This is a genomic window from Acrocarpospora phusangensis, from assembly GCF_016862995.1.
Classification (GTDB): Bacteria; Actinomycetota; Actinomycetes; order Streptosporangiales; family Streptosporangiaceae; genus Acrocarpospora; species Acrocarpospora phusangensis.
In genome coordinates this window covers 16,892-29,113 of the sequence record NZ_BOOA01000052.1, presented here as the reverse complement: position 1 = coordinate 29,113, position 12,222 = coordinate 16,892, and the positions used below count along the sequence as shown (strand labels likewise).

At 71.6% G+C, this 12,222-nt stretch carries 11 protein-coding genes; 8 read left to right on the top strand and 3 right to left on the bottom strand.

Going from position 1 to position 12,222, the window contains the following annotated elements; all coding sequences use genetic code 11:
- Positions 1–83 precede the first annotated feature (83 nt).
- The 4 genes from Aph01nite_RS27540 to Aph01nite_RS27525 all read left to right on the top strand — a co-directional run bounded on the left by Aph01nite_RS27540 (position 84) and on the right by Aph01nite_RS27525 (position 4,845).
- Positions 84–317: a hypothetical protein gene (locus tag Aph01nite_RS27540; protein WP_204043906.1), complete on the top strand. Its 234-nt coding sequence runs from the start codon at positions 84–86 to the stop codon at positions 315–317.
- 29 nt (positions 318–346) lie between these two features.
- Entirely contained in the window at positions 347–2,053 is a 1,707-nt protein-coding gene (locus tag Aph01nite_RS27535; RefSeq protein WP_307836808.1) for an ABC transporter ATP-binding protein, read from the top strand.
- A gap of 248 nt (positions 2,054–2,301) precedes the next feature.
- Positions 2,302–3,948 (top strand): urocanate hydratase, encoded by a 1,647-nt coding sequence (gene hutU / locus Aph01nite_RS27530; protein ID WP_204043905.1) that lies wholly within the window; start codon positions 2,302–2,304, stop codon positions 3,946–3,948.
- Between the two features lie 27 nt (positions 3,949–3,975).
- Entirely contained in the window at positions 3,976–4,845 is an 870-nt protein-coding gene (locus Aph01nite_RS27525) for a MurR/RpiR family transcriptional regulator (protein ID WP_204043904.1), read from the top strand.
- A gap of 1 nt (position 4,846) precedes the next feature.
- Here Aph01nite_RS27525 and Aph01nite_RS27520 read toward each other — a convergent pair whose 3' ends face one another.
- The 3 genes from Aph01nite_RS27520 to Aph01nite_RS27510 form a co-directional block, all read right to left on the bottom strand.
- Positions 4,847–5,596 carry an ABC transporter permease gene (locus Aph01nite_RS27520; protein WP_204043903.1) on the bottom strand — a complete coding sequence of 250 codons (750 nt, stop codon included), beginning with the start codon at positions 5,594–5,596 and terminating at the stop codon, positions 4,847–4,849.
- 27 nt (positions 5,597–5,623) lie between these two features.
- Positions 5,624–6,583, bottom strand: coding sequence for an ATP-binding cassette domain-containing protein (locus Aph01nite_RS27515; protein WP_204043902.1), 960 nt, complete (start codon positions 6,581–6,583; stop codon positions 5,624–5,626).
- Between the two features lie 142 nt (positions 6,584–6,725).
- Complete coding sequence (locus Aph01nite_RS27510; protein WP_204043901.1) at positions 6,726–7,256, bottom strand: PadR family transcriptional regulator; 531 nt, start codon at positions 7,254–7,256, stop codon at positions 6,726–6,728.
- Positions 7,257–7,311: 55 nt separating this feature from the next.
- Between Aph01nite_RS27510 and Aph01nite_RS27505 the strand changes: the two genes are divergently transcribed.
- From Aph01nite_RS27505 to hutI, 4 genes are all read left to right on the top strand, one after another.
- Complete coding sequence (locus tag Aph01nite_RS27505) at positions 7,312–8,001, top strand: SDR family oxidoreductase (RefSeq protein WP_204043900.1); 690 nt, start codon at positions 7,312–7,314, stop codon at positions 7,999–8,001.
- A 389-nt stretch (positions 8,002–8,390) separates the two neighbouring features.
- Positions 8,391–9,638, top strand: coding sequence for an allantoate amidohydrolase (locus Aph01nite_RS27500; RefSeq protein ID WP_204043899.1), 1,248 nt, complete (start codon positions 8,391–8,393; stop codon positions 9,636–9,638).
- The gene (locus tag Aph01nite_RS27495) at positions 9,635–10,975 is read left to right on the top strand and encodes a formimidoylglutamate deiminase (protein WP_204043898.1); all 1,341 of its coding nucleotides are present in this window, start codon (positions 9,635–9,637) and stop codon (positions 10,973–10,975) included. The genes Aph01nite_RS27500 and Aph01nite_RS27495 overlap by 4 nt, the downstream gene beginning before the upstream one ends.
- 16 nt (positions 10,976–10,991) lie before the next feature.
- On the top strand, positions 10,992–12,152 hold the full coding sequence (hutI, locus tag Aph01nite_RS27490) for an imidazolonepropionase (RefSeq protein WP_204043897.1): 1,161 nt from the start codon (positions 10,992–10,994) through the stop codon (positions 12,150–12,152).
- Positions 12,153–12,222: the final 70 nt, after the last annotated feature.

Below are 12,222 nucleotides of genomic sequence, written 5' to 3'. Positions count from 1 at the left end.
CGAATCGGGTCAACCAGGGTTGACCCCGCCCGGCGGGTCAACCTAAATTGACCGAGTCGGGTGGTCAACATAGGTTGACCCTTATGAGCGGAGAACTCGTGGCTCTCGTGACCACGGCCGAAGGGGACGACCCCATGCGCGGGCTCGTCGCGGCGGCCGAACTGCGGCGGCAGGCCGACCGGCTGGCCGCCGTACAGGTGCGCCGGGCCCGCGTACAGGGGATTTCGTGGGTGCAGATAGCGATGGCCCTGGGGGTCAGCAAGCAGGCCGTGCACAAGAAGTTCGGCGGGGGCCGGCTGTTCCGGAACGAGGACTGAACGCGCTCGCCGAGCGGGCGTCCTGGCGGTTGCTCCTGGACTACCTGCGGCCGCACCGCGGCACGCTGGCGCTCGGGGCGGTGCTCGCCCTGGTCGGGAGCGTAGCCGGCCTGGCCATGCCGTTGCTGGCCAAGAGCGTGATCGAGACCTTCGGCACCGGCCAGGCCCTGGTCGGCCCGGTGCTCCTGCTCTGCGGGGCCGTACTGGCCGGGTCGCTGATCTCGGCGGCGGGCAGCTTCGTGCTGGAGCGCATGGGCGAGGGCATCGTGTTCAGGGCGCGGATCCGGCTGGTGGACCGCATCCTGCGGCTGCGGGTGGCCGAGGTGGACCGGCTCAAGCCCGGCGACCTGCTGTCCCGGGTCACCGCCGACACCACGCTGCTCCGCGCGGTCTGTACGGACGCGCTGGTCACCGCCGTCGGCTCGGTGTTCATGTTCGCCGGGGCCGCGATCATGATGGCGATCATGGACCTGGTGCTGCTGCTGGTCACGCTGGGCGTGGTGGCGGCCGTCGGACTGGTCAACGCGGTCATCCTGCCGAGGATCCGCAAGGCGTCCACGCTGGCGCAGGTGGCGCTGGGCGAGATGGGTTCCGCGCTGGACCGGGCCCTGCAAGCGTTCCGTACGGTGAAGGCCAGCGGGGCGGAGCACCGGGAGATCGAGGTGGTGGCCGCGGCGGCGCGGCAGGCCAGGGACCGGGGCGTCACCGCGTCGGCCTGGCAGTCGGCGGCCGGCGTGAGCGCGTGGCTGTCGGTGCAGCTGGCGTTCCTGGCCGTGCTCGGCGTGGGCGGAGCCCGGGTGGCCGACGGATCGATGCAGATCGCGGCGCTGATCGCGTTCCTGCTGTACCTGTTCTACCTGGTCGCCCCGATCGGGCAGCTGGTGCAGAGTTTCACCCAGCTGCAGAACGGGCTGGCCGCCATCACCCGCATCCGGGAGATCGAGGAACTGCCCGCGGAACCGGCCGTCGCCCCGCTGCGCGCCGAGGGCGCGCCGGTCGGGGTCACCTTCTCCGGCGTCGTCTTCCGTTACGGGGAGGACCGGCCGATCGTGCACGACGGGGTGGACTTCGAGGTGCGGGCCGGTGGGCTGTCGGCGCTGGTCGGGCCGTCCGGGGCCGGGAAGTCCACGGTGTTCGCCCTGCTGGAGCGCTTCTACTCCCCCCAGTCCGGAAATATCACGATGGCGGGGCGGGACATCCGGGACTGGGACCTGGCCGAACTCCGGGCCGCCGTCGGCTACGTGGAGCAGGACGCTCCCGTTCTGGACGGCACCCTCCGCGAGAACCTGACCTTCGCCGCCCCGGACGCCACCGAGGCGGAGGTACGGCACGCGCTCGTCCGTACCAAACTGGACGACCTGGTCGACCGGCTGCCCGAGGGACTGGAGACGCAGGTCGGGCATCGCGGCGTGCTGCTGTCGGGCGGGGAACGGCAGCGGGTGGCCATCGCCAGGGCGCTACTGCGGCGGCCCCGGCTGCTCCTGCTGGACGAGGCCACCTCCCAGCTGGACGCGGTCAACGAGCTGCGGCTGCGCGAGGTCATCGCCGAGGTGGCCAGGGACACCACGGTCCTGGTGATCGCCCACCGGCTGTCCACGGTCACCGGAGCGGACCGGATCATCGTGATGGAGGCGGGCAGGGTCCGCGCCGCCGGCACCCACGCGGAACTGCTGGACGGCGACGAGCTCTACCGCGAGCTGGCCACCACCCAGTTCCTGGCCACGGCGGTCTCCTGACCGCCACCCAAATGATCGAACGTTTGCCGTGCGCTGACGATCAGCCGCCGGAATGAGGGGCACTTCCGTGAGTGCGGAGCCTCTCCTTCGCCAAGCCCGCTCCCGGGGATCACGCGTACGTGCGGTGCGCGCCCGGGACAGTGCGTGGGGGCACCCCGGGACCACAGGACACCGGGGTGCCCTATGCGCCTTCCGCGCCGTATCCTTCGGGTGACCGATGTGAATGCTTTCATTCAGGAGGACGGCACATGCCTACCGTTCGGGCGCCGCGCGGCACCGCACTCACCGCGCGAGACTGGCCGCAGGAGGCCGCCCTCCGGATGCTTCAGAACAACCTCGACCCCGAGGTCGCCGAACATCCGGAACAGCTCGTCGTGTACGGCGGCTCGGGCAAGGCCGCCCGGGACTGGCCGTCCTTCCAGGCGATCATCCGTACCCTGACCACGCTGGCCGGGGACGAGACCCTGCTGGTGCAGTCCGGCCGCCCGGTCGGGGTGATGCGCACGCACGAGTGGGCGCCCCGGGTGCTGATCGCCAACTCCAACCTGGTGCCCGACTGGGCGAACTGGGAGGAGTTCCGGCGGCTCGAGGCGGCCGGCCTCACCATGTACGGCCAGATGACGGCGGGTTCCTGGATCTACATCGGGACCCAGGGCATCCTGCAGGGCACGTACGAGACCTTCGCGGCCGTGGCCGCCAAGCGGTTCGGCGGCTCGCTGGCCGGCACGATCACGCTCACCGCCGGGCTCGGCGGCATGGGCGGGGCGCAGCCGCTCGCGGTCACCATGAACGGCGGCGTGGCCATCTGCGTGGACTGCGACCCGCGCAGCATCGAGCGCCGGATCGAGCACCGGTACCTGGACGTCCGCGCCGCCGACCTGGACGAGGCGCTGCGCCTGGCCTACGAGGCTCGGGACGCGCGCCGCCCGCTCAGCATCGGGGTGGAGGCCAACGCGGCCGAGGCCCTGCCGGAGTTGCTGCGCCGGGGCGCGGAGATCGACGTGGTCACCGACCAGACCTCGGCGCACGACCCGCTCATGTACCTGCCGGTCGGGGTGGCGTTCGAGGACATGGCGGAGGCCAGGGAGAAGGACCCGGCCGGGTTCACCACCCGGGCCAGGGAGTCCATGGCCAGGCACGTGGAGGCCATGGTCGGCTTCCAGGACGCGGGCGCCGAGGTCTTCGACTACGGCAACTCCATCCGCGGCGAGGCCCAGCTGGCCGGGTACGCCCGCGCGTTCGCCTTCCCCGGCTTCGTGCCCGCCTACATCCGCCCGCTGTTCTGCGAGGGCAAGGGTCCGTTCCGGTGGGCGGCCCTCAGCGGCGACCCGCGCGACATCCACGCCACCGACCAGGCCATCCTGGACCTGTTCCCCGAGAACGAGCAGCTGGCCCGCTGGATCCGGATGGCCGGCGAGCGTGTGCACTTCCAGGGCCTGCCCGCCCGCATCTGCTGGCTCGGGTACGGCGAGCGCGACCGCGCCGGCGAACGCTTCAACGCCATGGTCGCCGACGGCACCCTGAGCGCGCCCGTGGTCATCGGCCGCGACCACCTGGACTGCGGCAGCGTCGCCTCCCCCTACCGCGAGACCGAGGCCATGGCCGACGGCTCCGACGCCATCGCCGACTGGCCGCTGCTCAACGCCATGGTCAACGTCGCCTCCGGCGCCTCCTGGGTCTCCATCCACCACGGCGGCGGCGTCGGCATCGGCCGCTCCATCCACGCCGGCCAGGTCTCCGTGGCGGACGGCACCGCCCTCGCCGCCGAGAAGCTCAACCGGGTGCTCACCAACGACCCGGGCATGGGCGTGATCCGCCACGTGGACGCCGGCTACGACGAGGCCACCGAAGTCGCCGACGCCCGTGGCGTACGCGTCCCGATGCGGGAGAGTTGATCCGCCGGGTTCGCGTGGATTTGTGAGGTGGCTGTGGGCGACGGGATCGATGAGCTCCTGGCGGGCAGGCGGCTCTCCCCGGTGCAGCGCCGGATCGCCCACTACCTGGGCGAGCACCTGTCCGAGGCGATCTTCCTGTCCAGCGTCGAGCTGGCCGAGCGGGCGGGCGTGAGCCAGCCGTCGGTCACCCGCTTCGCGGCGGCGCTGGGGTTCGCCGGCTATCCGGAGCTGCGGCAGGCGCTGCGGCCCCTGGTGCTCGGCGTGGGCGGCGACGGGAAACCGGACATCCCGGGTGAGCGGGCGCTGCTGCGGAACGCCCTGGACGCGGAGATCCGCAACCTCGCCGCCCTGCGCGACCGCGGCGAGTTCCTGGCGCTGATCGCGGAGCTGGGAGTCGCCCTGGCGGCCTCGGAGCCCCTGCTCGTCGTCGGCGTACGGGTGTCCAGTGGCCTGGCCACGACCTTCGCGTACTACGCGCGGCGGATCCATCCGGACGTGCGGCTGCTCACCCACGGCGGTTCGGAACTGGCCGACGGCCTGCACAGCGCGCGCCGGGCGGGCGCGGCCTGGGTGCTGGCCGTGGTGCTGCCCAGGTACCCGGCGGAGGCCGTGGAGGCGCTGGAGTCGGCCAAGGAGCTGGGGCTGCGGGTGGCGGTGATCACCGACAGGAGCGTGGTGCCGTTCCCCGCGGACGTGGTGCTGGACGCGCCCGTGGGGGAGCGGCTGGTCTTCGATTCGCACGCGGCGCCGCTGGCCCTGGCCATGCTGCTGGTGGAGGCCATGGCCGACGCGGCGCCGCTGCGAACCCAGGCGCGCCTGGAGGAGTACGAGCGGATGACCGAACAGCGCGGGGTCTTCGTGGACCCGCCGGTTCGGGAGGATCCGTCCGTCCTCTAGATCAACCCGCCATCTTGCGGAGCGACCGCATCGACCAGACCAGGGTGATCACCGCGAGGACGGCGAGCAGGCCGAACGCGGTGGGGATGGTGCTGTCGGAGAGGTCGTCGCGGAAGAGCGCCCGGCCGGCCTCGACGCCGTAGTAGAGCGGGTTGAACTTGGCCGCCGTCTGGAGCCATTCGGGGCCGAGGGAGACCGGCAGGAACAGGCCGGCGATCAGGGTCAGCGGCATGGCGAAGAACTGCACGATCTGCGACATGCCGTTCTCGTCCCGCAGGGCCAGGGCCAGGCCGTAGGAGAGGCTGGCGGCGAACAGGCCGGTCATGGCCATCAGGGCGAGCATGATCAGGAAGGAGACCAGCCCGATCCGCAGGCCCATCAGCACGGCCACGCCCATCACCAGGATCGCCTGGAGCACCAGGACCAGCATGTCCTTGGCCACCCGGCCGAGGATGATGGCCGGCGGCCAGGCGGGGCTGACCGCCAGCCGCTCCAGCACGCCGTTGCGGGTCTCGTTGATCAGCCCGAACCCGGCGAACAGCGAGCCGAACAGGGCGATCATCATCATCGAGCCGGGCGTGAACATGGCCAGCACCTCGGGCATCGACCCGCTCGGGGTGGTGCTGCCCAGCAGCGGCGCGAAGAAGATCAGGTACATGACCGGCTGCAGGATGCCGAACACCGGCCAGATCGGATTGCGGAGCAGGAACCTGAGCTCGTAGCCCAGGAAGAGCGCGGTATGGCGAAGCATGGGGGGAATCCTTAGGAGATGTGGGGGTCAGGCGGCGTCGCGCAGCGAGCGGCCGGTGTGGCGGAGGAAGACGTCGTCGAGCGTGGCCCGATCCAGCGAGATCGAGTCCAGGGTGAGGTTGCGCTCCTCCAGGGCCCGCAGCAGGTGCGGCAGCCCGTGCTCCCCGTCGTCCAGGTAGGCGCGCAGCGTGTCCTCCTCCGCGCGGACCTCCTTGATGTAGTCCTGCGCGGCCAGCAGTTCCTTCGCCTCGGCGACGCCCTTGAGCTTCAGCGTGACGACGTCGCCCGCCACTTCCTTCTTGAGCTCGGTGGGCGTGCCCTCGGCGACGATCTTGCCGTGGTCGATGATGACCAGCCGGTCGCAGAGCGCGTCCGCCTCGTCCAGGTAGTGGGTGGTCAGCAGGACGCTGGTGCCCTGGGCGCGCAGGTCGCGCACCTCGTCCCACAGGTTGGCCCGGTTCTGCGGGTCCAGACCGGTGGTGGGCTCGTCCAGGAAGACCAGCGGAGGCTTGGTCACCAGGCCGATGGCCAGCGCGAACCGGCGCTTCTGCCCGCCGGACAGGGTCTTGGCCGGGCGGTTGGCGATCTCGGTCAGGCTGAAGGCCTCAAGCAGCTCGTCGGCGCGCGTCCTGGCCTGTTTACGGGACATGCCGCTGAGCCTGGCCGCCAGCATGAGGCTGTCCAGGCCCGGGGAGTTGTCGTCCACGCCGCCCGCCTGGCTGACGTAGCCGATGTTCTCGCGCACCTTGGCGGCGTCCTTCACCACGTCGAACCCGGCCACCCTGGCCGTGCCGGAGGTGGGGGCGGTGAAAGTGGCCAGCATGCGGACGGTCGTGGTCTTCCCGGCGCCGTTGGGGCCGAGCGCCGCGAAGATCTCACCGGCCTCGACGCTCAGGTCGATGCCCTGGACGGCCTGGACCTCCTCGGTCTTGCCGCGGCCACGTTTGGCGATGAAGGTCTTACGCAGATCATGCGCTTCGATGATCATGATTTCTCCGGATTCAGGGGATAGTCAGCATGGAGGGTGACCCGGCGCGAGGGTCAAGCGGTTTTCCCGACAGCTGAGCGCGCCCAGTCTGCCCGGTGCCACCGACAGTTTCCGGGGTCGGTTTCCGGGGTCGGTTTCCGGGTCAGGGCAGCTCGCCGTTCCGCACCCGGCCGACGGCCTCGCGCAGCCAGGTGAGCTGGGCGGTGAGCTGAGCCGCGTTGAGGCGCAGGCACTCGTCCACGTGCCGGGGAGCGCCGAACGCCTGCTTGCCGCCGAGCGCCCGTTCGGTCATCGAGATCGCCGCCGTCAGCTGCTCGTCTCTGGCCTTCATGGCGGCCACCAGATCGGCGGGGGCGAGGCGGTTCATGAAGGTGAGCGCGACCTGGAAGGGGTCCACGATGGGATGGATCTCCCACCAGTAGGCGACCAGCTGGCGCTGGAACTCCATCCGTCCGTCGTCGGTCAGTTCGTAGACGGTCTTGCCGCCCCTGCCCTGCTCGGCCACGGTCAGCAGGCCCTCGTCCGCCATCTTGGCCAGGCCGTGGTAGATCGAGCCGAAGGCCACGTTGGCCCACGTGCTCGCGCCCCAGAGTTCGAGGCGGCGGCGGACCTCGTAGCCGTGGAGGGGGCCGTCGAGGAGGGTGCCGAGGATCAGGATGCGCGTCGAGGACATGCTCAAATTTATATACAAATTTGTATGATCAACTCAACGGCTTAGACTGAATGCCATGAGCGAACGTCCAACCGCCCTGGTCACCGGGGCGTCCCGCGGTCTCGGGGCCGCCATCGCCCGCGCTTTGGCGCCGGATTACGACCTCGTCCTCGGCGGGCGCGGCGGTGCGGCCCTCGACGCGATCTGCTCCGAGCTCGGCGCGCGGGCGCTTCCGGTTGATCTCGCGGAGCTCAGCCCCTTCGATGTCGCCGGAGTGGGGCGGGTGGATCTTCTGGTGCACAGTGCGGGCATGGTGCGCGTCGGGAGCATCGAGGACACGCCCGCCGAGGTGTGGCGCAGGACCTACGAACTCAACGTCGTCGCGGTCGCCGAACTCACGCGGCTGCTGCTGCCCGAACTCCGCGCCGCCAAAGGCCACGTCGTCCTCATCAACTCGGGTGCCGGCCTGCGCGCCCATCCGGGCTGGGCCTCCTACGCCGCCAGCAAGTTCGCCCTCCGGGCCTTCGCCGACGTGCTCCGCCAGGAGGAAGAGCCCCATGGCGTACGCGTCACGAGTGTCTACCCCGGCCGTATCGCCACCGACATGCAACGCCAGGTACGCGAAGAAGAAGGTGGCGCCTACGACCCCGACCGCTACCTGAAACCCGACTCCGTAGCCCGGGCCGTCCTAGCCGCCGTCACGGCTTCCGCCGACGCTCACATCACCGAAATAACCGTCCGCCCCTCGGCCGGCCCGGTGAACTGACCCTGCCCTGGAGAATCCCGGCATCCTTGTTTGCCGGGATTTCCCCACCCACCCACCCTTTGTTGAGCTGGCGCTCTGCCCCTCTTCCGGCGCTCGCCGGCATGCCTGGCATAGCCCGCGGTGGTTCTCCCATCTATCCGCCCTTTGTCGGGCTGGTACTTCCTCTTCGGGCGTTCGCTGGCACGCCCGGCATCGCCTGCGGTGGTTCTCCCACCCACCCACCCTTTTCGGGCTGACGCTCGGGTCCGTCCGGCTTCGGGCTGACGCTCGGGTCCGTCCGGCTTCGGGCTGACGCTCAGCCCTCCGTTGGCAAGCGCCGTGCCATTAGTCGTATGTTCGGCTAAGCCCGGTCCTACACGTTGAATGGAGTCATTCAGTACGCTGGGAGGATGCTTGAAGTACTAGCGGGAGTTGGCCGGAGCGGGCGGACCGGGGGGTATCGGCGGGACGCCTGGTCGGGGGCTGAGCTGGAGCTTCGGGAGTGGTTCCGGCAGGAGGCCGACGCGCGCGGCCTGGATCGGCACGAGGATCGCAACGGGAATCTGTGGGCCTGGTGGGGGGATCCGGACAGCGCGCCGGGCGTGGTCACCGGGAGTCATCTTGATTCGGTGCGTGAGGGCGGCGCCTTCGACGGGCCGCTGGGGGTCGTGTCGGCGTTCCAGGCCGTGGACGCGCTGAGAGGCCGAGGGTTCAGGCCCGACCGCCCGCTGGGGATCGTCAGTTTCAGCGACGAGGAGGGCGCCAGGTTCGGGGTGCCCTGCGTCGGGTCGAGGTTGCTGACGGGAATCCTGCCAGCGGAACGCGCACGAGGGCTGACCGGCGACGACGGGCGTACGCTCGCCGAGGTCCTGCGCGCCAACGGCCGGGACCCCGCGGGCCTCGGCCAGGACGAGGAGACCCTCAAGCGGATCGGCGTCTTCGTGGAACTCCACATCGAGCAGGGCCGGGCGCTCACCAAGCCGGTCGGGGTGGCCGCCGCGATCTGGCCGCACGGCCGCTGGCGGTTCGACTTCCGCGGCACCGCCGACCACGCCGGCACCACCGCCCTCGCCGACCGCGACGACCCCATGCTGCGTTATGCCCAAGCCGTCCTGGCCGCCAGGCAGGAAGCCGAACGCCTCGGCGTGGTGGCCACCTTCGGCAAGGTCCAGGTCACCCCGAACAACGCCAACGCCATCCCGTCCCTGGTGTCGGCCTGGCTGGACGCCCGCGGCGCCGACGAGCAGACCGTGCGCCACCTGGTCGCCGCCCTCTCCGAAGGCCAGGAGGTGGTCTGCGAGTCGTGGACCCCCGAGGTCGCCTTCCCGGCACTCCTGCGCGACCGCCTGGCCGCGATCGCCGGAGCCGCCGGAGCCGCGGGAGCCGCCGGAGACGCCGCCCCGATCCTGCCCACCGGAGCTGCGGGAGCCGCGGGCGACGCCGGAGACGCCGGAGACGCCGCCCCGATCCTGCCCACCGGAGCCGGCCACGACGCCGGCATCCTCGCCTCCGCCGGAGTCCCCAGCGCCATGCTGTTCGTCCGTAATCCCACCGGCGTCTCGCACTCGCCCGCGGAGTTCGCCGAACCGGCGGACTGCGCGGCCGGGGTCACCGCCCTCGCCGCGGTCCTCGCCGACCTCTGTGGTGACGCCGCATGACCAGGTACTGGTGCGAACTCGCCTGGCTCCCTCCGGGAGAGGTCATCTCGGGCGTGCTCATCACGGTGCACGGCCGCTGGATCGCCGACGTCGAACGCCACACCGCCCCCCCGCCCGCCGCCGTACGGCTGGCGGGGTTCACCATTCCCGGCCTCGCCAACACCCACTCGCACGCCTTCCACCGCGCGCTGCGCGGCCACACCGAGGCGGAACGCGGCTCGTTCTGGACCTGGCGCGAGCAGATGTACGCGGTGGCCGCCCGCCTGGACCCGGACAACTACTACACCCTGGCCAAGGCCGTGTACGCGGAGATGGCCCTGGCCGGGATCACCTCCGTGGCCGAGTTCCACTATGTGCACCACGGTCCGGACGGCACGCCGTACAAGGACGGGAACGAGATGGGGCACGCGCTGGTGCAGGCGGCGCGGGCGGCGGGGCTGCGCATCGCCCTGCTGGACACCTGCTACCTGACCGGCGGCATCGGGGCCGCGCTGCAAGGGCCGCAGGTGCGGTTCGGGGACGGCGACGCGCAGCGCTGGGCCGAGCGGGCGGAGGAGCTGGCGGCCGTCTACCACGGCGAGGAGGACGTGGAGATCGGCGCGGCCATCCACTCGGTGCGCGCGGTCCCGCCGGAGCAGATGCCCGTGGTCGTGGAGTTCGCGCACCGGCAGGCGGGCCCGCTGCACGCGCACGTCTCCGAGCAGCGCGCGGAGAACGACGCCTGCGTGGCCGCGTACGCCGCCTCCCCGGTCCGGGTGCTGCACGAGCACGGCGTGCTCGGCCCGCGCTCGACGGCCGTGCACGCCACCCACGTGTCGGATGAGGACGTGGCCCTGCTCTCCGGTTCCGGCACGCACGTCTGCATGTGCCCGACCACCGAACGCGACCTGGCCGACGGCGTCGGCCCGGCCCGCCGCCTGTTCGAGGCGGGCTGCCCGATCACGCTCGGCTCCGACAGCCACGCGGTGATCGACCTGTTCGAGGAGGCGCGCGCCGTCGAACTGGACGAGCGGCTCGCCACCGAGACGCGCGGCCACTGGACGGCCGCCGAACTGCTCAACGCCGCCTCCGCCGCCGGGCACGCCTCGATCGGCTTCCCCGACGCCGGTTTCCTGCTCCCGGGCGCGCACGCCGACCTGGTCACGGTCCGCCTCGACTCGGTCCGTACGGCCGGAGCCACCGCAGGTTCCGCGGTGGAGTCGGTGATATTCGCGGCGACCGCGGCGGACGTCACCTCGGTGGTCTCGGGCGGCCGGCGGATCGTCGAGGACGGCAGGCACACGCTGGGCGAGGCGGGCCCGCTGCTCCGGGACGCCATCGACGCGGTCCGCGGCTGACGGGCGGGATGGGACGATGACGGAGACCTCCAAGAAGTCGACGCTCTTCCACGGCATCGGCGTGCTCTACACCGGCGACCCCGAACGCGAGGAGATCGCCGACGGCGCGCTGGTCGTCGAGGGCGACACCGTGGTCTGGGCGGGCGAGCGCGCCGACGCCCCCACGGCCGACCGTGCCGTGGACGCGGCGGGCCGGGCGGTTCTGCCCGGCTTCGTGGACAGCCACGCCCACCTGGTGTTCGCGGGGGACCGCACCGAGGAGTTCGCGGCCCGGATGGCCGGCCGGCCGTACTCGGCGGGCGGGATCCGCACCACCGTGGCCGCCACCCGCGCCGCCACCACCCCCGCCCTGGCCGCGAACACGGCCGCGCTGGTCGCCGAGATGATCGCCCAGGGCACCACCACCATGGAGATCAAGAGCGGGTACGGCCTGACCGTCGAGGACGAGCGCAGATCCCTGGAGATCGCCTCCGCCTTCACCCCCGAGACCACCTACCTGGGCGCGCACGTCGTCCCCGACGGCGACCCCGACGCGTACGTGCGCCTGGCCGCCGGCCCGATGCTGGAGGCCTGCGCGCCGCACGCCAGATGGGTGGACGTGTTCTGCGAGCGCGGCGCGTTCGACGAGGACCAGACCAGGGAGATCCTGGCCGCCGGGATCAAGGCCGGGCTGCGCGCCCGGGTGCACGCCGGCCAGCTGGGGGAGGGGCCCGGCGTACGGGTGGCCTGCGAGCTGGGGGCGGCCTCGGCCGACCACTGCACCCACTTGAGCGACCGGGACGTGGACCTGCTGGCTACCAGCGGCGTGGTGGCCACGCTGCTGCCGGGTGCGGAGTTCTCGACGCGCTCGCCGTACCCGGACGCGCGGCGGCTGCTGGACGCGGGGGTGACGGTGGCGCTGGCGACGGACTGCAATCCGGGGTCCTCGTTCACCTCGTCGATGCCGTTCTGCGTGGCGCTGGCCGTACGGGAGATGGGCATGACGCCGTTGGAGGCGGTGCGGGCCGCGACGCGGGGCGGGGCCGCGGCGCTGCGGCGCGGCGACGTCGGCGTGCTGCGGCCGGGAGCGCGGGCGGATCTGGTGATCCTGGACGCTCCGTCGTACGTGCACCTGGCCTACCGGCCGGGGGTTCCGCTGGTGGCGCAGGTGTGGCAGGCGGGGCGGCGCGTCGTTTGAATCCCGTTTCCAAGGGCAGACGCGGAAATTACCGGGCGCGCATCCTCCCATAGGAGGAAACCAAAACCGT